The sequence below is a fragment of the Acidovorax sp. FG60 genome (assembly GCF_057808995.1).
In genome coordinates, this window is sequence record NZ_JBMDJC010000001.1 from 248,519 (window position 1) to 271,291 (window position 22,773).

At 66.6% G+C, this 22,773-nt stretch carries 19 protein-coding genes; 14 read left to right on the forward strand and 5 right to left on the reverse strand.

Going from position 1 to position 22,773, the window contains the following annotated elements; genetic code table 11:
- Nucleotides 1-83: 83 nt before the first annotated feature.
- From ACODS0_RS01140 to ACODS0_RS01185, 10 genes are all read left to right on the forward strand, one after another.
- Nucleotides 84-1,247: an alpha-hydroxy acid oxidase gene (locus ACODS0_RS01140; RefSeq protein ID WP_055400613.1), complete on the forward strand. Its 1,164-nt coding sequence runs from the start codon at nt 84-86 to the stop codon at nt 1,245-1,247.
- A gap of 148 nt (nt 1,248-1,395) precedes the next feature.
- On the forward strand, nt 1,396-1,971 hold the full coding sequence (locus tag ACODS0_RS01145; protein WP_121420810.1) for an RNA polymerase sigma factor: 576 nt from the start codon (nt 1,396-1,398) through the stop codon (nt 1,969-1,971).
- Nucleotides 1,972-1,987: 16 nt separating this feature from the next.
- Nucleotides 1,988-2,779, forward strand: a complete 792-nt coding sequence (locus ACODS0_RS01150; RefSeq protein ID WP_121420811.1) for an anti-sigma factor — start codon at nt 1,988-1,990, stop codon at nt 2,777-2,779.
- Between the two features lie 168 nt (nt 2,780-2,947).
- Nucleotides 2,948-4,501 (forward strand): DUF4331 domain-containing protein, encoded by a 1,554-nt coding sequence (locus tag ACODS0_RS01155; protein WP_228896669.1) that lies wholly within the window; start codon nt 2,948-2,950, stop codon nt 4,499-4,501.
- 17 nt (nt 4,502-4,518) lie between these two features.
- Complete coding sequence (locus ACODS0_RS01160; RefSeq protein WP_218300515.1) at nt 4,519-4,770, forward strand: hypothetical protein; 252 nt, start codon at nt 4,519-4,521, stop codon at nt 4,768-4,770.
- 98 nt (nt 4,771-4,868) lie between these two features.
- Entirely contained in the window at nt 4,869-6,011 is a 1,143-nt protein-coding gene (locus ACODS0_RS01165; protein WP_488832153.1) for a hypothetical protein, read from the forward strand.
- A complete protein-coding gene (locus tag ACODS0_RS01170) occupies nt 6,011-7,303 on the forward strand; it encodes a HupE/UreJ family protein (RefSeq protein WP_488832155.1) in 1,293 nt (430 codons plus the stop codon). Before ACODS0_RS01165 ends, ACODS0_RS01170 begins: the two co-directional genes overlap by 1 nt.
- A gap of 124 nt (nt 7,304-7,427) precedes the next feature.
- Entirely contained in the window at nt 7,428-8,360 is a 933-nt protein-coding gene (locus ACODS0_RS01175; protein WP_488832158.1) for a DUF3034 family protein, read from the forward strand.
- Nucleotides 8,361-8,372: 12 nt separating this feature from the next.
- On the forward strand, nt 8,373-8,831 hold the full coding sequence (locus ACODS0_RS01180; protein WP_488832160.1) for a group I truncated hemoglobin: 459 nt from the start codon (nt 8,373-8,375) through the stop codon (nt 8,829-8,831).
- A gap of 10 nt (nt 8,832-8,841) precedes the next feature.
- Complete coding sequence (locus tag ACODS0_RS01185) at nt 8,842-9,588, forward strand: cupredoxin domain-containing protein (RefSeq protein ID WP_228896661.1); 747 nt, start codon at nt 8,842-8,844, stop codon at nt 9,586-9,588.
- A 138-nt stretch (nt 9,589-9,726) separates the two neighbouring features.
- Here ACODS0_RS01185 and ACODS0_RS01190 read toward each other — a convergent pair whose 3' ends face one another.
- Complete coding sequence (locus tag ACODS0_RS01190) at nt 9,727-11,193, reverse strand: rhomboid family intramembrane serine protease (protein WP_488832165.1); 1,467 nt, start codon at nt 11,191-11,193, stop codon at nt 9,727-9,729.
- 226 nt (nt 11,194-11,419) lie between these two features.
- Here ACODS0_RS01190 and ACODS0_RS01195 point away from each other — a divergent pair, with 226 nt between their 5' ends.
- Together ACODS0_RS01195 and ACODS0_RS01200 are read left to right on the forward strand one after the other, a co-directional pair.
- Nucleotides 11,420-13,546: a catalase gene (locus ACODS0_RS01195; RefSeq protein WP_488832168.1), complete on the forward strand. Its 2,127-nt coding sequence runs from the start codon at nt 11,420-11,422 to the stop codon at nt 13,544-13,546.
- A 42-nt stretch (nt 13,547-13,588) separates the two neighbouring features.
- Nucleotides 13,589-14,197: a hypothetical protein gene (locus ACODS0_RS01200; protein WP_055400597.1), complete on the forward strand. Its 609-nt coding sequence runs from the start codon at nt 13,589-13,591 to the stop codon at nt 14,195-14,197.
- Between the two features lie 135 nt (nt 14,198-14,332).
- Here ACODS0_RS01200 and arsA read toward each other — a convergent pair whose 3' ends face one another.
- The 3 genes from arsA to ACODS0_RS01215 all read right to left on the reverse strand — a co-directional run bounded on the left by arsA (nt 14,333) and on the right by ACODS0_RS01215 (nt 18,222).
- Complete coding sequence (gene arsA, locus ACODS0_RS01205; protein WP_488832171.1) at nt 14,333-16,150, reverse strand: arsenical pump-driving ATPase; 1,818 nt, start codon at nt 16,148-16,150, stop codon at nt 14,333-14,335.
- Between the two features lie 52 nt (nt 16,151-16,202).
- Nucleotides 16,203-17,039 (reverse strand): ZIP family metal transporter, encoded by an 837-nt coding sequence (locus ACODS0_RS01210; protein WP_121505704.1) that lies wholly within the window; start codon nt 17,037-17,039, stop codon nt 16,203-16,205.
- Between the two features lie 286 nt (nt 17,040-17,325).
- Nucleotides 17,326-18,222 carry a dienelactone hydrolase family protein gene (locus ACODS0_RS01215; RefSeq protein WP_218300507.1) on the reverse strand — a complete coding sequence of 299 codons (897 nt, stop codon included), beginning with the start codon at nt 18,220-18,222 and terminating at the stop codon, nt 17,326-17,328.
- A 150-nt stretch (nt 18,223-18,372) separates the two neighbouring features.
- On the opposite strand from ACODS0_RS01215, the gene ACODS0_RS01220 reads away from it, so the two are divergent.
- A complete protein-coding gene (locus ACODS0_RS01220; RefSeq protein ID WP_426304839.1) occupies nt 18,373-20,766 on the forward strand; it encodes a sensor domain-containing diguanylate cyclase in 2,394 nt (797 codons plus the stop codon).
- A 109-nt stretch (nt 20,767-20,875) separates the two neighbouring features.
- Nucleotides 20,876-21,766, forward strand: coding sequence for an NAD-dependent epimerase/dehydratase family protein (locus tag ACODS0_RS01225; protein ID WP_488832174.1), 891 nt, complete (start codon nt 20,876-20,878; stop codon nt 21,764-21,766).
- A 25-nt stretch (nt 21,767-21,791) separates the two neighbouring features.
- Here the strand turns inward: ACODS0_RS01225 and ACODS0_RS01230 are convergent, their stop codons facing one another.
- A complete protein-coding gene (locus ACODS0_RS01230) occupies nt 21,792-22,754 on the reverse strand; it encodes an amino acid ABC transporter substrate-binding protein (RefSeq protein WP_488832176.1) in 963 nt (320 codons plus the stop codon).
- Between the last annotated feature and the right edge of the window lie 19 nt (nt 22,755-22,773).

The window sequence follows — 22,773 nt, forward strand, 5'->3', positions numbered from 1 at the left end:
CCGCAGGCAAGTGCCTACCATTCGGCGCAGTCCTGTCTGCCCCCTGTGCAGCCCCCTGTGCAACCCCTTTCTGGAGCGTCCGCGTGCCCGATCTGTCCAAAATCACCTGCATTGAAGACCTGCGTGTCATTGCCCAGCGCCGTGTGCCGCGCATGTTTTATGACTACGCCGATTCGGGTTCGTACACCGAGGGCACCTACCGCGCCAACGAAAGCGACTTTCAGCGCATCAAGCTGCGCCAGCGCGTGGCCGTGAACATGGAGGGCCGCAGCACCCGCACCACCATGGTCGGCCAGGACGTGGCCATGCCCGTGGCCATTGCGCCCACGGGTCTCACCGGCATGCAGCATGCCGACGGCGAGATCCTGGGTGCCAAGGCGGCCAAGGCGTTTGGCATCCCGTTCACGCTCTCGACCATGAGCATCTGCTCCATCGAAGACGTTGCCCAGCACACGGGCAACCACCCGTTCTGGTTCCAGGTGTACGTGATGCGTGACCGCGACTTCATCGAGCGCCTGATCGACCGCGCCAAAGCCGCCAACTGCTCAGCGCTGCAGCTCACGCTGGACCTGCAGATCCTGGGCCAGCGCCACAAGGACATCAAGAACGGCCTCTCGGCCCCGCCCCGCCCCACCGTCGCCAACCTCATCAACCTGGCCACCAAGCCGCGCTGGTGCCTCGGCATGCTGGGCACCCCGCGCCGCTCATTTGGCAACATCGTGGGCCATGCCAAGGGCGTGGGCGATCTGTCGTCGCTGTCGTCGTGGACGGCCGAACAGTTCGATCCGCAGCTCAACTGGGGCGATGTGGAGTGGATCAAGAAGCGCTGGGGCGGCAAGCTGATCTTGAAGGGCATCATGGACGCCGAAGACGCGCGCCTGGCCGTCAACAGCGGCGCCGATGCGCTCATCGTCAGCAACCACGGCGGCCGCCAGCTCGATGGCGCCCCATCCTCCATCGCCGCGCTGCCCGGCATTGCCGCTGCGGCGGGCAAGGACATCGAGGTGTGGATGGACGGCGGCATCCGCAGCGGGCAGGACGTGCTCAAGGCCCGTGCGCTGGGCGCGCAGGGCACGCTGATCGGCCGCAGCTTCCTGTATGGCCTGGGGGCCTTTGGTGAGGCAGGCGTGACCCGCGCGCTGCAGATCATCCAGAAGGAGCTGGACATCACCATGGCGTTCTGCGGCCACACCAACATCAACACAGTGGACCGCTCCATTCTGTTGCCAGGCACCTATCCGACCTGAGTCTTGCCGACTCGCCCTTGCAAAGGCCGCGCTGCGGCCTTTGTTGTTTCTGGCTTCCGGGTGAATCCATCCTCCCTTTTGTGGCGTATTCAGCTACAGCAAAGCCCCGCAAGTCCTTGAAACCCGATCCATCCCAGAGAATGGGCGCATGAGCACCCCCCAACCAGACCGTGAACTGATGGAACTCCTTGACCGCATCGCCGCGCAGGAAGACTCTGCGCTCAAAAGGCTGTACGAGCGTACCTCGTCGCCGCTTTTTGGCCTGGCCTTGCGCATTGTGCGCAACCGCGATGTGGCCGAGGACGTGCTGCAGGAGGCCTTCCTGAGCATCTGGCGCGGCGCCGGCAACTACCGCGCATCACTCAGCCCGCCCATGGCGTGGATGGGGCTCATCGTGCGCAGCCGGGCGCTGGATGCGCTGCGCAAGCGCAGCAGCGACCGGGCCGACCTCATGAACGAGCTGGACGACGAACTGGCCCAGACGCTGGAGGGCGATTCGCCCAACCCCATGGACACGGCCGATGCCAGCGAGCAGTCGTTTGCGCTGCACCACTGCCTGGGCAAGCTCGACCACAAACAACGCGAGGTGGTCAGCCTGGCCTATCTGCGTGACCAGAGTCACGGCGAACTGGCCGAGCAGCTCAAGTTGCCGCTGGGCACCGTGAAGACCTGGATCCGCCGGGGGCTGGAGCAACTGCGCACCTGCATGGCGCGTTACGCCTGAGCACGGAAGGTCCACGATGAACATCACCCAACACCCCGACCTGCTCGACCGCCTGGCCGCCAGCTATGCCCTGGGCACGCTGCGCGGCGGCGCCCGCCGCCGCTTTGAAACACTGGCACGCGAACATGCCACCGTGCGCGCCGCCGCCCTGGTGTGGCAGACCCGCTGGTCGGGCCTGACCGAGCTGCAACCTGCCATCGACCCCGCCCCCGCCGTGTGGACCCGCATCGACAACCTCGTACAGGCCGACAAGGCTGCGGCGGCCATGCAGGCTGCGCGTGTGCCCCCGGCTGCTGCGGCCCCCGGTGGCTGGTGGCGCAACCTGCTGGTGTGGCGCGGTGCTGCCGCTGCGGGGGCCATCGCCACGCTGGCGGCCGTGGTGGTCGGCGTGCAGGTCAATGGTGGCCTGCGTGCCACCACCGGCGCGCAGATTGCCACGCTGCAGCAGCAACTGCAGGCCACACCCCAGATCCAGTACGTGGCCGTGCTGGCCGACGACAAGGCGGACGCGTCGATGCTGGTCACCTTCGACCCCAAGAACAACCAGCTGGTGCTGCAGCGCGTGGGCGGCTTTCAGGAGGGGGCGGACAAGTCGCTGCAACTGTGGGCGCTGCCACCCGGCCAGGGCCCACGCTCGCTCGGTGTGCTGGGGCACGACAAGCTGCTCAAGCTGGTGGCCCAGGAAGGTGATGTGAAGGAAGTGCCCACACTGGCCATCAGCCTGGAGCCGCTGGGCGGCGTACCCAGCGCCACAGGCCCGACCGGGCCGGTGCTGTTCAAGGGTGCACTGATCCGCAAGGCCACCTGAACGGCACACAGCGGGCTGCTGCATGGGATTGCCGCGTGGGGTTGCCGCATGGGGCGGCGGGACGCCTCCCACAAAGAATCGTCGCAGCCGCTGAATCCAGAGGGTTCCCTTCGCCGTATAGGTGGTGGGGTGCTTGGCACCTCTCTATCCACCTACGAGGAGATCTCCATGCCATTGAGAAGAATCAGTCTGGCCGTGCTGGCTGCCCTGGCGGCCAGCGCAGCGGGCGTCAGCCTGGCGTCCAGCCACCGCGAAGCACCGTTCATCACGACCCAGCCCAAGGTTGACGGCGCCGATTTCTACCTGTTCAACAGCTACGAACCGGGCCGCGCGGGCTTTGTCACCATGATCGCCAACTACCTGCCGCTGCAGGATGCCTATGGCGGCCCCAACTACTTCAGCCTGGACCCGAATGCGCTGTATGAGATCCACATCGACAACAACGGCGACGCGGCGGAGGACATCACCTTCCAGTTCCGCTTCAAAAACACGCTGAACAACGGTGGCAACGGCATCACCCTCGACATCGGCCCTGACGGTGCCCGCAAGAAGGTAGCGATCCCGCTGCGCAACGCCGGGGGCATCAGCGGCGCGGCGGCCGACCCGCTGGCCTACCGCGAAGAGTACGAGATGTTCATCGTGCGCGGTGACCGCCGCACCGGCAAGCGCGAGCAGATCAGCATGGCTGGCGGGGGCACCACCTTCACCAAGCCCATCGATTACATCGGAGAAAAATCCCTGGGCAATGCCGCTGCCTACGACGCCTATGCCAGCAAATATGTGTATGGCATCAACATCCCCGGCTGCTCCACGCCCGGCAAGGTGTTTGTGGGCCAGCGGCAGGACCCGTTCCCTGTGTCGCTGGGCACCATCTTTGACCTGGTGAATGCGCCCGCTGCGGTCATCACCAGCGAGTCGAATGCAGCGGCTTTTGGTGCCGGCCAGATTGCCGACAAGAACGTGACCTCGCTGTCCGTGGAAGTGCCCACCAGTTGCCTCACGGCTGCATCGGGCGAGAAGGTAATTGGCGGCTGGACCACTGCCAGCCTGCGCCAGGCCCGCCTGCTCAACGGCAAGCCGGACTCGGGCCTGCAGGCCAGCGAGAAGGCCGGTGGCGCATGGACGCAGGTCTCGCGCCTGGGCATGCCGCTGGTCAATGAGGTGGTGATCGGCCTGAAAGACAAGGACAAGTTCAACGCGTCCAAGCCCAAGGACGATGCCGCCAACTTTGCGGACTATGTGACACACCCCACGCTGCCCGCGCTGGTCGAGACGCTGTTTGGCGCCAAGGCCCCCACCAACTTCCCGCGCACTGATTTGATGACGGCGTTCCTCACGGGCCTGCCCACGGTAAACCGCCCCGGAAACATCACCGGCCTGGGCGCAGGCGGGCCCCTGGCCGAAATGCTGCGCCTGAACACCAGCATTGCGGCCACGCCAGTGGCTGCACAAAGCTCCCTGGGCGTGGTCGCCGGCGATGCGGCAGGCTTCCCCAACGGGCGCCGCCTGGGCGACGATGTGGTGGACGTGTCCCTGCGTGTGGCCATGGGTGCGCTGTGCACGGTGACCGGTGCCTCGGATGCACTCAAGGTGGGCTGCAAGCCCGGTGACGCCCCGGCAGGAGGCGTTGCATTTGTCGATGGCTCGCGCACGAAGGCCACCGACTACCGCACAGCATTCCCCTACGTGAACCCACCACTGCCCGGTGCCAAGAACTTCTGATCCGAAGGAGACACACCATGCAAAAAAACCTTCGGATTCAGCACCTGGCGCTCACCTCGGTGGCGGCATTGGCCATCACCGGTTGCGGCGGGGGCGGAGGCGGTGACAACACGGCAGACCCTGGCAATGGGGGCCCCGTGATGGTGAACGCGTTCGCTTACGTGCAGCCCATTGTGGCCAGCGGCGCGTCGGACACCACCGAGCCTCAGGCGGTGGACCAGCTGGTGCTGTCCAGCACCGAGACCGAAGAGCCCGATTCGCGGCTCTGACCTTCCGCGATGCCCCTGGCTGCGCCCTGAATGGGCGTAGCCAGGGGTATCCGTGGGTGAGTCTGCCTCCTCCCATACCCGTTTGTTGTCACGAGCCCATGAAGAAACCTTCCCACCTTGTGTGCGCGGCCCTGCACCTGATGTTCTGGGCTGGCACGGCCGCAGCGGCCTTGCCGCAGGACTTGCCCCCCGGCCTGGATGCCGATGTGGTCGAGCGCCTGCCTGAACGCGTGGCTGCAGCCCCCGCAACCCCCCAGGCCGCCGCCACCATCGCCCGGCGCTGGATCACGTTGTCACGCGAGACGGCGGACCCGCGTTACCTGGGCCGGGCTCAAGCGGCCCTGGCACGCTGGTGGGGCCAGGCCGATGCCCCCGCCGATCTGCTGGTGTTGCAGGCCACCGTGGAACAAGGGCGCCATGAATTTGCAGCAGCGCGCGCCACGCTGGAGCGTGCCTTGCAGGCCAACCCCGCGCAGGTGCAGGGCTGGCTCACGCTGGCCACGCTGGAGCGTGTGGCCGCGCGCTATGAGGCCGCCGAGGCCGCCTGTCGCAACGTGGCGCGCTACGGCGCCACGCTGTATGCCACCGCCTGCCTGCTTGAAACCCGTTCACTTCAAGGTCAGCACGATGCTGCGCGCAGCGGTCTCACCGCCCTGTGGCAGCAGGCTGCGGGGGATGCCTCCCAGCGGGCCTGGATCGGGTCGCTGCTGGCCGAAAGCGAAGAGCGCGCAGGGCGCGATGATGCCGCCGACGCTGCCTACCGCCGCAGCCTGGCCGATGCCCCCGACGGCTACACCGCGCTGGCCTATGCCGACCAGCTGCTGCGCCGCAACCGTGCGAGCGCCGCGCTGGAGGTACTCAGGCACCAGCCCGAAAGCGATGCCGTGCTGCTGCGGCGCGCACAGGCCCTGCGGCTGATGGGGGACGCCGCGTGGCAGCCCCTGGCGCGCGACCTGGAAGCGCGGTTTGCCGCCATCGCGGCGCGCGGTGAGGGGCTGGATGCCCATGCCCGTGAGCGCGCCCTGTTGGCGTTGTGGTTGCACGGGCAACCCGCCGCCGCATGGATGGCGGCCCGCACCAACCTTGCCCTGCAAAAAGAGCCACTCGACTGGTGGCTTGCACTGCAGACCTCTGAACAATCGGGCGACGCTGCCGCCCACCAGGCGGTGCGGCAGGCCCTCCTGCAAACCGGGCTGCAGGACGTGCGCCTGGCGCGCTGGCAACCCCGGGGAGGCCAATGATGCGCTGCGAACACTGGATAACGGCCCCCCTGCGGGCCATGGTGGCGGTCGTGTTGCTTGCCGCGGCGCTGGTGCCCAGCGCACGGGCCCACAAGGCCAGCGACGCCTACCTGCGGGTGGCGGATGCCCCGGCGCCCGAGGGCGCTGCAGGGGCGGGCGTATCGGTGGGCCTGGTGCTGTCGGTGGCGTTGAAGGATGCGGATGCCGCGCTGGAGCAGCTCGATGCCGATGGCGACCGCCAGCTCACCTGGGGGGAGGTGCGGCAGTCCATGCCCGCCATCGTCCAGTGGGTGGGCCAGCGCATGTTGTGGCAGTGCGACGGCACGGCGACGGCCCCTGCCTGGCGCTTTGAAGCGCTCGAGCAGCGCACCGATGGCCGTTACGCGCGACTGGCTGCCACGCTCCCCTGTGCGCCAGCCCAGGCGGTCACCCTGCGCTACGGGCTGATGCAGGGCATCGACCCCACGCACCGCCTGCTGGTGGGCGGTGTGCTCGGCGGCCAGCCGCTGGCGGCCGTGCTGGCCCCCGATGGGCGCGCCAGCACCGACCTGCGGTCCGCAGGCAGCGGTGTCGCACCCCAAGGGGAGCCAGGTGCGCAAGGGGCTGGAGGTGCAGACGCCCAGGAGCCCGCATCCCCACGCAGTGGTGTGGCAACACTGCTGCAATTTGTGGCCGAAGGGGTGCACCACATTCTGCAAGGCTATGACCACCTGGCCTTTTTGCTGGCGCTGTTGCTGCCCATTTCGCTGGTGCGGCAGCCTCTGCCTCGCAGCCCGCAACCGATGACAAAGCAGCTGCCTGCGTCCCGGACGACTGACGCTCTGGATCGCCGTACCGGGCTGAAGGCGCTTTTGGTCACCGTCACGCTCTTTACCTTGGGCCACTCGGTCACGCTGGCACTGGCGGGCCTGGGCTGGGTGACGGTGTCGGGCAATTGGGTGGAACCTGCCATTGCGATCAGCATTGGTATCTCGGCGCTGCTGAATCTGTTCCCCGTCCGGGGCCTGCGCGGCCACTGGCTGGCGCTGGGCTTTGGCCTGATCCACGGCCTCGGCTTCTCGGGGGTGCTGGTGGAGGCAGGGATTTCAGGCAGCTCGCTGGTGTGGGCGTTGGCGGGGTTCAACCTGGGGGTCGAGGCGGGGCAACTCCTGGTGGTGGCCCTGTGGTGTGCAGCATCCTTGGTGCTGGCGCGTTGGGCGCTTTACCGCACGGTGGTGGTGCGGGGGGGCTCGGCGGCGCTGCTGGTGTTGTCGCTGTACTGGACGGTGCAGCGGATCGCTTTTTCGGGCTGAGCCACCACGCCAGCGGCGGCGTGGTTCAAAGACCCTCGGCAGCGCTCTGGAATGTGCATCCGCTGGAGGCGCCCTGACGTACCTCCATCGGTGTAGCATTTATTTACAACCCAGGAGCGACCCCATGAAGAATCCACGCTGGCTTGCGGTGTCCGCCACGCTTGCCTTGGCCGCCACCGTGGCCCATGCCGACACCGGCAAACTGCTGCTCACAGGGGGCGTCAGCACCATCGCCGGGTCGGCCGGTGGCGGGCTCACCCCCTGGGCGGTGATCGGCAGCAACGCCACCGAAGGCGAGGTGGGCTTTTCCGGCTACGCCACGCGCGCCGCCACGCAGGACTACGGCCTCAATGGCTACGGTGTTGCGGTCGGTTTGCATGACCGGGTGGAGCTGTCGCTGGCGCGGCAGGACTTTGACGCATCACCCGCCATCGCGCTCAATGGCATTGCGCCGTTTGGCGTGACCCCCGGGCAGCACATCCAGATGGATATCGTGGGCATCAAGGTCAAGGTGGCAGGCGATGCTGTGCTGAACGCCGACAGCTGGATGCCGCAGATCGCCGTGGGGCTGGAGCACAAGCGCGTGCGCACTGGCTCCATCGGGTCGGTGCTCGACTTTCTGGGCACCCAAACCAGCGGCACCGACGTGTATGTGAGCGCCACCAAGCTGCTGCTGGCGCAGAGCCTGCTGGTCAACGGCACGCTGCGCTCCACCAACGCCAACCAGAACGGCCTGCTGGGCTTTGGCGCTGCCGCACCCGGCAAGAACCGCCGCAGCCTGCAGCCCGAGTTCTCGGTGGCGTACCTCATCAGCAAGAACTTGGCGGTGGGCGCCGAAGTCCGCTTCAAACCCAACAACCTGCAGGCGCTGGGCGCCGCCGCCGGCCTGGGCGCCGCGTTGCGCGAGGACGACTGGAAAGACATCTTCATCGCCTGGGCGCCCAGCAAGAACCTGTCACTGACGCTGGCCTATGTAGACCTGGGCCGCATCGTGCCCGGCATCACCAACCACCGCCGCCAGACGGGCTACTACCTGTCGGCCCAAGTCGCTTTCTGAAGAGATTTTTCCATGACCCACCCCAAAACCCTCATTGCCCTTGCACTCGCCCTGGGCGGCCTGCTGGCCCAGCCAGCGTTGGCCCAGACCGGCGCCTCCAAGGCCACGGCCCCGGCAGGCCTCTACCAGGCCCTGGGTGAAAAGCCCGGCATCGCGCGCCTGATGGACGATTTTGTGAACCGTCTGGTGGTGGACCCACGCATCGGCGGCCACTTCAAGGACACCAAACCCGCCGCGCTCAAGGAAAGCCTGACGGACCAGATCTGCCAGCTCAGCGGTGGCCCTTGCAAATATGAAGGCGCTGACATGAAATCAGCCCATGCCGACATGGACATCACCAAGGGCCACTTCAACGCCCTGGTGGAGGTGCTGCAAAGCGCCATGGATGCCCAGGGCATACCGTTCGCACAGCAAAACCGCCTGCTGGCCTTGCTGGCGCCCATGCACCGCGATGTGATCACCATCCGCTGAGAATGTACCTATGAAAAATACTATGATTTTTGTAGCTGCTAGCGCTTTGTGGGCAAGCGCTAGCGCCGGAAATGTTCAAATCCAGGTGCTGGACCGCGACGGCAAGCCCGTGCCCGAAGCCGTGGTGGTGGTGTACCCCGGTGGCACGGGCGGCACATCGCCCAGCCTGCTGCAGGCCAACCCCACCATCGAGCAGGAAAAGATGCGTTTTGTGCCCGCCGTCACGGTGGTCGAGCCCGGTGCCACGGTGCGCTTTACCAACCAGGACCGCTGGGACCACCACGTGCGCGGTGCGGCGGCGGGCCTGGCGGCTGCGGCGGGCACAGCCAACAGCGGTTTTGAACTGCGCCTGGCGGGCAAGGCCGACGGCAAGCCTGCAAACTCCTTTGAGGTCAAGCTCGATACGCCGGGGGTGGTGCTGTTGTCATGCCACCTGCACGGCTCCATGCGCGGCCATGTGTTTGTGACGGATTCGGGCTGGACGCTGAAGACCGATGCCGATGGCATTGCCCGCTTTGCGGGCGTGCCGGATGGTGCCGCGCAGGTGCGGGTGTGGCATGCCGAGCAGTTGATTGATTTGCCGCGCAAGGCGCTGAACGTGGTGCCAGGACCGGTGCTGGACACCGTGCAGTTGAGCGTGGTGCCGCGCGTGCGGCGGGCGCCACCGGCTGCGCCTCCCACTGCGCCTGGAGGGCCGATGGGGGGATACAGCCAGGGGCCTGCCGGGCATCTGGAACAGGTGGCGCATCGGCATTGATGGGCCGGTGGACCAGGCTCCGACCAGCTCAGCCCAACCGGTAGAAATTAGCAGTGCGATTTCGGAAATTGCTACCAATTTAATAGCTACTTGCGCATACTCAATAAGCGTTAACACCAAATTTACCAAAAACAATCCTCACGCCAGGCCCCGCAGCGCCGCACTCCCCGGCGCCAGCTGCTTCAGCTGCGGTCCCAAAGCAGCCGCCTGCTCGCGCCGCCCCGCATGGCACAAGGCCGACACCAGCATGCCCAGCGTGTCGCCCAACTCGGGGTGCGTGGGGGCAGTCGTGTGCAAGGCGTTGAACAGCCTTTCGGCATCGCCCCATTGCTGCGCACGCGCAAAGCGGCGTGAGAGGCGGGCCATGTCGTCCGGCTGCAAACGGGCACCGGGCTTGGCCTTCTCAAAATACGTGCGGTAGCTGGCGTGCTGAAACTGCAGCGTCTGCTCGTCGTGGGCGTGCAGGCGAAAGATGCGGCGCGCGGCGCGGTGGAAGTCTTCGCCGTCGGGCCACAGCGATGCCGTTTTGAACCAGGCGCTGAGCACCGCCTGGTCTTGTGGGCGCAGCTTGGCTGCAGCGCGCCACTGGGTCAGGGCCTGTTCGAACTTCATGCCCTGCGCCAGGCGCTGGGCGTTGGCCACATGGGCGTCAAAGCCGTCGTCGGGCGCGGCGTCCTGCGTCACCGGCACTTCCATCGGTTTCTTGCGCAGCAGCATGGCCAGCGCCATCAGCGATGCGCCGGTCACCAGCCCGCCCAGGTGGGCCATGTAGGCCACGCCCTTTCCGCTCAGCCAGTGCTGCAGCAACTCGTTGGCAATCCACGCGGGCAACAGCAGCAACGCCGGTGCGGTCACGTAGTTGAAGTAGAAAAACAGCTGGTAGAAAAACCGCACGCGCCGCAGCCGGTACAGCACCGCGTACATGCCCATCAGGGCCGACACGGCGCCCGAAGCGCCCAGGCCGTAGCTGCCCATGCCCGCATAGGCCCAGCCCGCCAGCAGTGAGCCGCCCAGGCCACCCAGCAGGTAAAACGCCAGGTACCAGCCCCGGCCCAGTGCCAGCTCCACCGAAAAGCCGAACAGAAACAAAAACACCATGTTGCCGATGAGGTGCCCGGTGCTGCCGTGCAAGAAGGTGGCCGTGAGCCAGGTGACGGGGCGCAGCTCCGCGTCCTTTTCAAAGTTCTGCGCCCACTTGCGGGTGAAGGGGGCTGGCATCCGGGCTTCGTACTGGGTGCGCGCGGCCTTCCAGTCGGTGTACTGCGGGTCTTCGGGTGGCACAAAGCGCGGGCTTTTCAGCCGCTGCTGAAAGCCGTCTTCCTGCTCCATCCAGCGCAACAGCATGCGATGGTCGCCCGCCTTTTGCAGGGCGCGGGCCTCTTTGAGGTGCTTGTCGCCGGTCTCTTCCAGCCAGGCCACAAAACGCGGGACTTCGATGGCGGGCAAGGGGCTGGCCACGTAGAAGGCGGCCGCCCGGTCCTGCGCCTTTTCTTCCGAGCGCTGCGGGCCCCAGAACACGAGCATGTTCACCAGGATCAGCAGCACCGTCATCCAGGGCGGGTTGCGCCAGGTGGGCCGGTTTTCGAGGGGGATGGCGTAGAACATGGATCAGTCTGGCAAGGGCAAAGGAGAGGGTCGCGCCACAAGGCAATGGGCCCTGCAGGATGGGCGCAAGCGTAGCAAACACCGAGAGGCTTTAGCGCACAGGCAACGGGCCATTGCCTGACGACGACGACGCCCGGATGGGGCGGCGTCCTACTCCTCGAAAAGCACGGGGGTCCAACGATGTTGGTTGGTCTTGTTTCATTACCCAGAACCCCCAGGAGCGCCCATGGCCCAAACCCCCACTTCGCGCGGCGCGGCAAAAAAATCGCCGTCTGCCCTGCCCTCTTCCACCCAGTCAGACACATTTCGCGGCAACGCAGGCGAGTTGCAGCAGCAAGCCGGGGGCAAGCACCCGGTGCTGACCACGCAGCAGGGCATCCCGGTGGCAGACAACCAGAATTCCCTGCGCCCGTCGCCACGCGGCCCCACGCTGCTCGAAGACTTCGTCCTGCGCGAGAAGATCACGCACTTTGACCACGAGCGCATCCCCGAGCGCATCGTGCATGCGCGCGGCTCGGCAGCCCACGGTTTCTTTGAACTCACGCATTCGCTCAAGCAATACACCACCGCCAAGGTGCTGACGGAGGTGGGCGTGCAGACGCCCGTGTTCACGCGCTTTTCGACCGTGGCAGGCGGCGCGGGATCGGTGGACACACCGCGTGACGTGCGCGGCTTTGCCGTCAAGTTCTACACGCCCGAAGGCAACTGGGACCTGGTAGGAAACAACATCCCCGTGTTCTTCATCCAGGATGCGATGAAGTTCCCGGACCTGGTGCACGCGGTGAAGATGGAACCCGACCGCGCGTTCCCCCAGGCGGCCAGTGCGCACGACACCTTCTGGGACTTTGTCTCGCTGATGCCCGAAACCATGCACATGATCATGTGGGCCATGAGCGACCGCACCATCCCGCGCAGCCTGCGCATGATGGAGGGGTTTGGCGTGCACAGCTTCCGGCTCGTCAATGCTGTGGGCGACAGCACGTTCGTGAAGTTCCACTGGCGTCCCAAGCTGGGCATCCAGTCCACGGTGTGGGACGAAGCCGTCAAGCTGCAATCGGCCGACAACGACTTCCACCGGCGCGACCTGTTCGAAGCCATCGAGGCGGGCGACTTCCCGGAATGGGAGCTGTCGGTGCAGCTCTTCACCGAGGAGGATGCCGAGCGCTTCCCGTTCGACCACCTGGACCCCACCAAGCTCATCCCCGAAGAACTGGTGCCCCTGCAGCCTGTTGGCCGCATGGTGCTCAACCGCTGGCCCGACAACTTCTTTGCAGAAACCGAGCAGGTGGCGTTTTGCCCCGCCAACGTGCCGCCTGGCATCGACTTCAGCAACGACCCGCTGCTGCAGGGCCGCCTGTTCTCGTACGTGGACACACAGCTGTCCCGCCTGGGCGGGCCCAACTTCACGCAGATCCCCATCAATGCGCCCAAGTGCCCGTTCCACAACATGCAGCGCGACGGTCACATGCAGATGCAGGTGCCCAAGGGCCGCGTTGCCTACGAACCCAGCAGCCTGCAGGGTGACACGCCACGCGCCTCACTGGCACAAGGCTTCCGCCACTTCGCTCAGGCCGACGACGGCGATGGCCGAGGAAAAGGCCGTATCCGCCCCGAGAGTTTTGCCGACCACTACAGCCAGGCGCGCATGTTCTTTCGCAGCCAGAGCCCGCTGGAGCAGGCCCACATGGCGTCGGCCTTGGTATTCGAGCTGTCCAAGGTAGCCACCGTGCATGTGCGTGAAGCCGTGGTGGGCCACCTGCAGCATGTAGACACCGACCTCGCCCAGCGCGTAGCCGACGGCCTGGGCATGCAGGCGCTGCCCCCCGCCCCGACTGCCGCCGAGCCAGTGCAGGACCTGCCCCCTTCACCCGCGCTGCGCATCATCGACCGCATGAAGCCTACGCTGCAGGGGCGCTGCATCGGCATCCTGGTGGCCGATGGCTCCAACGGCAACACGGTGGCCAACCTGCGCAAGGCGCTGGAGAAGGTGGGCGCCACCGTCAAGATCGTGTCGCCCAAGGTGGGCGGGGCCGTGCTGAAAGACGGCACGCTGTTGCCCGCCGACGGACAGCTGCAAGGCACGCCATCGGTTGTGTTTGACGCTGTGGCCTCCATCCTGTCGCCCGACATGGGCGCACTGCTGGCCAAAGAGGCCGCCGCCGTGGACTGGTTCCGCGACGCGTTCGGCCACCTCAAGGCGATTGCCGCCTGCAAGGGCACCCAGGCCATCCTGCAAGCCGGTGGCATCGAGCCCGACGCAGGCGTGGTGGACCCCGCCGACGCGCAGGGCTTCATCGCCGCCGCACAGACCCGCCAGTGGGAGCGCGAACCCAAGGTCCGCACCCTCGCATGACGCGTCCATCCCGTTCCCAACCCCACCACCCAAGGAGAAACCATGCCCAAAGCCCACTACGACAGCCACCAGCTTGATGATCTTGTGCTCCAGATGATGGAAACCGAACTCGGCGGCGAGCAGGTGTACCGCACCGCGCTCACCTGTGCCGTGAACCCCGATCTCAAGAAGGAATGGGAAAGCTATCTGGAAGAAACCTTGACCCACCAGGATGTGGTGCGCAGCCTGTGCGACACCCTGGGGCTGGACCCCGATGCGCAGTCGCCCAGTCGGGCGGTGGTCAAACACATCGGCGAATCCCTGGTCAAGGCCATGCTGCTGGCCAAACAGGGGGGCAACCCCGCCGCCGCCCAGTTGGTGGCCTGTGAATGTGTGGTGCACGCCGAGACGAAAGACCACGCCAATTGGGAGCTGCTGGGCAAGGTGGCCGAGGTGGCCACGGGCGACGTGGGCCAGACGTTGAAATCGGCCCACAAGGCGGTGGAGAAAGACGAGGACCACCACCTGTACCACACCAAGGGCTGGTGCCGCGAGCTGGCCCTGGAGGCGCTGGGCCTGCCTGCCGTGCTGCCCCCTCCCGAAGAGGTCAAGAACGTGGAAACCGCCATTGGCGCATCGCGCGCCGAGCAACAGCGCGAAACCATGCTCTGACCGCAGCAATGCCGCAAGGCGGTGGCACACCGCCCGGCATTCGCTATCAAAAATATAGCTGCTTGCGCTTTACTGATAAGCGCTGGCGGCTATTTTTCTTTGGCACTTGCCCCCCATTCCCTATTCCTGTTTGCCTCAACGGATCGTGGCTGGGGGCGCCGACGCCAGTTGGCCCAGTGCAGCCACCCCCACCGGCGGCGTAGCCAGCCAGGGCAGCACATAAGTGCGCTGCGCCAGGCCGTTGGCAATGCGCGCGGCCTGCTGTTGCTCGCCCACCAGGCGGGCCTGCAGCAGCGGGTCGCTGGTGCCCGTGGCCGCCACGCTTTTGTTGATGACCCAGGCCCAGGGCTCGATGTGGGCGCGGCGCAGGTCGTCCTGCAGCGCTGCCGCCTGGCTCACGGGGGTGACTTCGGGCAGCGTGACGATGACCACATGGGTCATGTCAGCGTCCTGCAGGCGCATGAGCGGGGTGATGATGTGTTTGGAGTTTGCGCTGCCTTCGTACTGCTGCGTCATCTGCCGGTGGTAGGCGCCGGTGGCGTCCATCAGCAGCAGGCTGTGGCCGGTGGGCGCCGTGTCCAGCACCACAAAGGCGCTGCGCGCTTCGTTGACCACGCGGCTGAAGGCATGGAACACGGCCACCTCTTCCGTGCAGGGCGATTGCAGGTCTTCCAGCAGCAGGGCGCGGCCCGCGTCGTCCAGGGCCTTGCCGCGCGTGGCCATGATCTTGTCGATGTAGGCCTGGGTTTCTGCCTGCGGGTCGATGCGCCCCACCTTCAGGCCGGGCAGGCTGCCGTCGAGCTGGCTTTGCACATGGGCGGCCGGGTCGGTGGTGGTGAGGTGCACGCTGTGCCCGCGCTGCACCAGGCCCACGGCCAGCGCGGCGGCGATGGTGGTTTTGCCCACGCCGCCCTTGCCCATCACCATGATGAGGCCGTGGCCCTTGGCGGCCAGTGCATCGGCCAAGGACGAGAGGGGTTCGGCCTGCAACAGCACACCCGCCGTGGCGGCAGGCGCGCCCAATGGCACATCGCCGTCCCCCAGCAATGCCCGCAGCGCGGGCAGGCCCACGGTGTCGAAGGCGCGCAGCGGCACCTCGTCGCGGGGCAGGTTCGCTAGCGCATCGGGCATCTGGTCCATGGCTTGACGGCCCAGGGCCTCGATGGCATCGGCCACGGGATCCTGCCCCGGCTGGCTGGCATGGAACACGCCGTTGATGGCCAGGCGCTGGTTGGCCAAGCCCAGGGCGCGCAGCTCCAGCGCGGTGCGCGCAGCCTCCTGCATGGGGCGGGGGTCGGGGCGGGTGACCAGCACCACGGTGGTCAGGGCCGGGTCGCTCAGCGCGGCCAGGGCGGCGTTGAAGCGGGCCTCCTGCATCTTGAGCCCCGAGTGCGGGCCCAGGCATGAGGCGCCCCGGTCATTGCCCGCCAGGAATCCGGTCCAGGCCTTGGGCAGGCTCAGCAGACGCAGCGTGTGGCCGGTGGGGGCCGTGTCGAACACCACGTGGTCGAACACGTGGCCGATGGCGCTGCCCTCGCTGGCCAGCAGCGCTGCAAATTCGTCGAACGCCGCGATCTCGGTGGTGCAGGCGCCCGAGAGTTGCTCGCGCACCGTCGCGCGTTCGTCGCTGGTGGCGGTGGCCTCCAGCTGCGCGAGCACACGCTGGCGGTAGGCCTCGGCGGCGGTATCGGGGTCGATGTTGAGCATGTGCAGCCCCGGCACCCCGGGCACAGCCACTGGCTGGTTGGACAGCGGCACGCCCAGCATTTCATCGAGGTTGGAGGCTGCATCGGTGCTGACCAGCAGCACCTGCCGACCAGCATCCGCCAGGGCAATGGCCGCAGCGGTGGACAGCGAGGTCTTGCCCACGCCGCCCTTGCCCGTAAAAAACAGAAAACGCGTGGGCTGGGCGAGCAGGCCCAGGGTGACGGTGGCGGCGTGGGGGGAAGTCATCTCACCAGAATGGCACAACCACCTGGCGCGGCCTTGAGCCAGGTCAAGGGCGTCAATGCGCGTGCGCCGCCCCGCTCACCAGCGTCACGATCACCATGCCCGCAATCAGCCAGGCGATCTGCGCAATGGTTTCGCGCGCCGTGAGGCGCTTTTGCAGCTGGGGAATCAGGTCGGCCAGCGCCACATACACAAAACTGCTCGACGCCACGGCCAGGAAGTAGGGCAAGAAGTCTTGCAGCTGCCCCACCAGGAAGTAGCCCACCACGCCGCCCAGCGCCGTCACGGCGCCCGCCAGCGACACCTTGACCAGCGCCATGCGGCGGTTGGGGCTGGTCTGGCGCAGCACCACCAGGTCGCCCATGTGGTGCGGCACCTCGTGCGCCAACACTGACACGGCGGCAATCACGCCCAGGCGGATGTCGGCCATGAAGGCCGAGGCGATCAGGATGCCGTCGCCAAAACAATGCACGCTGTCGCCCGTGAGCACCGCCCATCCGCCAGAGCGCGGCCCGTGGTGATGGTGGTGCGCATGGCCATGGTCATGGGCGTGATCGTGGTCTGCATGGACGTGGCCGTGGGTGGAGGGCTGTGCGTGGCTGTGCTCATGCCCGTGGTGCCACAGCTCGGCCTTGTCCAGCAAGAAGAAAAACACCACGCCCACCAGCAAGGTGGCAAACAGGTCGTGAGCGCCCGCCTGGCTCTCGAACGCCTCGGGCAGCAGATGCATGAAGGCCGTGGCCAGCAGGGCGCCCGCCGCCAGGCTCAGCAGGTGCTGGGGGCCCACGCTGTCGGTGCGCCCGCCCAGGCCCAGCCGCATCAGCAGTGCGGCCAGCCACACGCTGCCAATGCCCGCAGCCAGCGTGGCCAAGATGATTGCTACTAAAGTCATAGCTTCTTACGCTTTATAGATAAGCCACAGAGCTTATTTTCGTTCAAATCCCACGCCCCGGACGCGAGATTAAAAAAGCCGCCCCGGTGAGGGGGCGGCTGCGGGCGGATTGCAGGGTACCGGCTCAGAGGCCGAGAGTTTTTTGCCCGAGCCCGAAAGGTGCGTCAAAACGCAGCTGATCGAGGCGCAAAGCGCAGCCATAGCTCGGGCTATGGCGAGCATTTGCAACGACGAGCAGCGGTGTTTTGGAGCACAAGGCGGGCATAGGCAAAAGACTCTCAGCCTCTCAGACTACGCCGTGCGTCTTGAACCAGGCCAGCGCCCGCTTCCAGCCGTCTTCGGCGGCTTCCTTGCGGTAGCTCGCGCGGTAGTCGGCATGGAAGGCATGGGGCGCGTCGGGGTACACCACAAATTCCGATGCCTTGGCCTGCGGCGAGCCACTGGCCAGGGCAGCTTTCATCTTATCAATCGTGTCAAGGGGTATCCCGGTATCTTTTTCGCCATACAGCCCCAGCACCGGGGCCTTGAGGATGGGGGCGATTTCCACAGGGTGCTTGGGCGTGAGCTCGCTGGCCTGGCCCACCAGCCTGCCGTACCAGGCCACGCCCGCTTTCACGGGGCCATGGGCTGCGTACAGCCAGGTGATGCGGCCGCCCCAGCAAAAGCCGGTGATGCCCATGCGCGCGGCATCGCCGCCGTTGGCAGTGGCCCATTGCACCGCACCATCGAGGTCGGCCATCACCTGGGCGTCAGGCACCTTGGAGACCACTTCGGCCATGAGCTTGGCAATGTCGGTGTACTGCGACGGGTCGCCCTGGCGCGCATACAGCTGGGGCGCAATGGCCAGGTAGCCTGCCTTGGCAAAGCGGCGGCAGGTGTCGGCGATGTACTCGTGCACGCCAAAGATTTCCTGGATCACCAGCACCACGGGCAGGCCCGTCTTGCCGGCAGGTGCCGCGCGGTAGGCGGGCACCTTGAAGCCGTTGACCGTAAAACTCACCTCCCCGGCCGTCAGGCCGTCGCTGGGCGTGGCGATGGCCGTCTGCGCCATGATGGGTGCGGCTGCCGCCGCATAGCCCAGGCCAAGGGCGGTCTGTAGCGCCGTGCGTCGGGTGGCGCCCGCCTCGGTGGTGCGGCCAGGCAAAAGCGCGCGTGCGTCGGAGTGGAGGTCTTCAGTGAGCATCGGTTTCTCCAGGGTGAAAGAAGAGGGGGCCAACAAGGGCGGTAACGGGCGGAAGCCGCAGTCTAGGCGGTTTGGAGCCTTGCCGCATTTGCCGGTACCGCAAACAGGGGCGCACTGCTAGACTTTCTGCGAACCTGGGACCTACCAACCATGCCCCCTGCTCCACCGCCAGCGCGCGAAGAACCTCCGGCTCTGCTGACGGCGGTCGTGTGCGGGGTCTGCGGCATGGGTGGGCTGGGGCTGCTGGCCTGGGCGCTGGCCAGCCATGTGCTGGAGGCGCCAGTGCGCGCTGCGCTGGTGGCTGCCGGGCTGGCGCTGTGGGCCATGGCCGGCCTGCACTGGCAGCTTGCACGGCGTGCGCAGCGCTGCCAGGTGGCGGCAGAGGCTGCACAGCAGGCAGCCCTGCAGGCCAGCGCACAGCTGTCGGCCACGCTCGACATCCTGCCCGACGGCCTGGCCATCTACGACGCGGACGACCGCCTGGTGCTGTGCAACACACGCTACCGCGAGGTGGCCCCGGGCATCACGATGGCGGTGGACTATGGAACACGGTTTGAAGACGTACTGCGCCGGGCCGCCGCTTCGGGCGAGATCCGGGACGCGCGGCCAGACCTGGAAACCTGGCTGGCGGGCCGCATGGAACGCCACCGGTCACCGTCCGGCCCCGAAGTGCAGGAGGTGCGGGGCGACCGCTGGATGCAGCTGACCGAGCGCACGCTCGACGGCGGCGGCGTGGTGGTGCTGCGCACCGACATCACCGACACCGTGCACAAGGAACGCGCGCTGAAACAGGCGCTGGCCGACGCCGAACGCGCAGAGCGCCGCCTGCACGAGGCGGTGGACGCCATGCCCGCCGGCCTCGATATCTATGACGAGAACGACAGGCTGGTGCTGTGCAACAACTTCATGGCCAACCTGCGCCCGCACCTGCCCGTGCAGACATCGCTGGGCAAGACCTATGAAGAACTGCTGCGTGAAGGCCTCCAGCACGGCATTCCCGAAGAAGCGCGCGGCCAGGAAGAGCTGTGGCTGGCCCACGAACTGGCCCTGCGCGGCCACCGCCCTGGCCCCGAGGTGCGCCACTACCCCAATGGTGCATGGATGCACATGCACGAAAGCCGCACCCCCTCGGGCATGACCGTGGTGGTGCGGCTGGACATCAGCGACCTGATCGAGCAGCGCCAAAAGGCAGAGGAAGCCCGCCAGGAAAGCCAACGCATGCGCCAGTTGCTGGAGCGCGCGGTGGAGGCCCTGCCCGTCAGCATCGAGATCTTTGACGAGCAGGACCGGCTGGTGCTGTTTAACCAGCAGCTCTCGCGCATGTACCCCCACATGAACTACGCAGAGCATCTGGGCAAAAGCTTTGCCGACATCCTGCGGTATTCGGTGCAGCGGGGGCTGGTCCCCTCTGCCAACGGCCGCGAGGAAACCTGGATTGCCGAGCGCCTGTCAGAGCACGGCAGCCGCACGTCCAACCTGGTGCAGCGGCTGGCCGATGGGCGCTGGATCAACATTTACGAAACCCGCACCCCTGAAAACTATGTGGTGGCGGTGCGCCTGGACATCACCGACCTTATCGAGCAGCGCCAGGCACTCGAAGCGGCGCAGGACGAAGCCCAGCAGGCGCGGCAACTGCTGCAGGACGCCATCGAATCGCTGCCCGAGGGGTTTGCGCTGTTCGATGCCGATGACCGGCTGGTGGTGTGCAACGCGCAGTACCGACGGCTGTACCCCATCTCGGCACCCATGATCGTGCCCGGTAGCACCTTTGAGCAAATTGCCCGCTACGGCGTTGAGCGCGGGCAGTACCTGGACGCAGTGGGCAACGAAGAGGCCTGGCTGGCCCAACGTGTGGCCGACCACCAGGCCGCCATCCAGTCCGTTTTGCAGCACCTGACCGACGGCCGGTGGGTACAGGCCGACGAACGCCGCACCCCCCAGGGCGGCATTGCCGGTGTGCGCACCGACGTGACCCAGCTGGTGCGCAAGGAGCAGGAGCTGGCCGCCGCCAACGCCAAGCTGGCGCTGCTGTCCACCACCGACGGTGTCACCGGCATCGGCAACCGGCGCCGTTTTGACGACCGGCTGGCCACGGAATGGATGCGCTGCGGCAGGCACGGCCTGCCGCTGACCGTCATCCTGATCGACATCGACCACTTCAAGCTCTACAACGACCACTACGGCCACTTGGCTGGCGACGAATGCCTGCGCCGCGTGGCCCAACTGCTGCAAGCCACCATCCGACGCGCAGATGAGGTGGCCGCACGCTATGGCGGCGAAGAGTTTGTGCTTCTGCTGCCCGACGTGCCGTTGCCCGAGGCCGTGACCGTGGCACAGCGCTGCATGGACAACCTGCGGGATGCCGCCCTGGCCCACCCCCGCTCCCCCACGGCGCCCATCATCACGTTCAGCATGGGCATTGCGAGTGTGGTCCCACGCCCGGAGGCCGGGTCTGACACACTGGTGCAGGCGGCCGATGCAGCCCTGTACCGCGCCAAGTATGGGGGCCGCAACCGCTTTGAGGTGTTTGACCCGGGCGCATGAACAGGCCCGGCGCCGCTGGCAGCAGCGGAGCCCTCAGCGTTTTTTTCGTGCGCCGATCAAAGAACCCGCACCCGCCGATGACCTTCTTTTTCTTTCAAAGGCACTGTTGATGCACATCCTGCTGACCGGCTCCACCGGATTCATTGGCCACACCGTGGCAGCGGCACTGACCCGCGCAGGGCACACGGTGCACGGCGGGGTTTCGCCCCGCCAGCGCACCGCGCAGCCGCTGCAGATCCCCATGGACTTTGCCCGCGACACCACGCCCGATGCGTGGCTGCCACGCCTGGCGGGAATCGACGCCGTCGTCAACGCTGTGGGCGTGCTGCGCGACAGCAGCGCCCGCCCTATCGACGCCGTCCATCAGCACACCCCCGTGGCCTTGTTCACCGCCTGTGCTCAGGCGGGTGTGAGACGGGTGGTGCACATCTCGGCGCTGGGCATTGAGGGCAGCACCACGCGCTACGCCAGCACCAAGCGCGCGGCCGACGTGCATTTACAGGCCCTGGCCGCGCGGGGCGCCCTGAACCCCGCCATCCTGCGGCCCAGCGTGGTGTTTGGCAAAGGCGGCGACAGCAGCGCCCTGTTCATGAATCTGGCCCGCCTGCCCGTGGCGCTGTTCCCCGGCCCGATGCTCACGGCGCGCGTGCAGCCCGTGTCGGTGCACGACCTGGCCGCCGCCATCGTTGCCCTTCTGGGCCCAGCCATGGCCACCCAGGGCCTCATTGAATGCCCGGGGCCCGAAGCGCTGACCATGGGAGATTTCGTCGCCAGCCTGCGGCAACAACAGGGCCATGGCCCCGCCCGCGTGCTGCGCCTGCCCGACGCGCTGACGCAGCTCAGCGCACGCATGGGCGATGCGGTGCCCAGCGTGCCCTGGTGCACCGAAACCCTGAGCATGCTGGGCAGCGACAACGTGGGCAATCCGGCCGTGTTCGAGCAGTTGCTGGGGCGCAAAGGAGTGCATTACAGCCAGCTGGTGGCTACGGCCTGGCGTTGAAGGCCCACCCCGCGCGCCACCGTGCCTACTGCGGCACGTAGTCCGACGGGTACTTGAGCGAATCCACCAGCAGGTGCGGCATGCGCATGCCCAGGTTGATGCCTTGGGGCGGAATCGGCTGAGTGAACCACTTGTCATACAGACGGTGCAGCTCGCGGGTCTGTATCAAACGGCGCAGCTCGGCATCCACCACGGCCTTGAGTTCGGGGTTGTTGCGCTCAAACGCCACGGCATAAGGCTCGATGGTCATGGGCTTGCCGATGACCTTCAGGTCCTGCGGCCGGGTGTGGCTGGCGCGCAGGCCGTACAGCAACACGTCGTCCATCGCAAAGCCCTCCACCTTGCCGCTCACCACCCAGCCAAAGCCCTCGGCGTGGTCCTTGGCGGGCTCGATGCGCACGCGCACCGACTTGGTGGTAGCCTCGCGCGCCAGCGAATCAATGTTGGTGGTGCCCGCCGTGGATGCGAGTGTCTTGCCATCCAGGTCTTCGATGCGGGAATAAGGCTTGTCGCTTTGCACCACGATGCGCGACGAGGCAATGAAATGCGCAATGGTGAATGCCACGCGCTCACGGCGCGCTGCCGTGTTGGTGGTGGAGCCACATTCCAGGTCCACCTCGCCTTTTTCAATGGCATCGAAGCGGCTGCTGGAAGTGACCAGGCGGTAGGCCACCTTGGTCTCGCGCAGCTTGAGATGGCGCCCCAGCGCCTGCGCAACCTGAAGGCAAACATCCACGCTGTAACCCATGGGTGTTCCGTGGGCCACATAGGACATCGGCATGGACGATTCGCGGTGGCCGATGACCACCACGCCGCTGGACTGGATGCGTTGTAGCGTCTTCCCCTGGGATGGTGACGACGGCGCCGCCTGCGATGGTGCCGCCGCCTGGGCCAGCACCTTGCCGCCACCGGCCGTGCCGAACGCAAGCGCAAGCACGGCCGCGCTCATGCTCCCGCCCAGCCTTTTTCCGACCGTCGCAACTGTCATGGTGTTCACCTTCAATCAA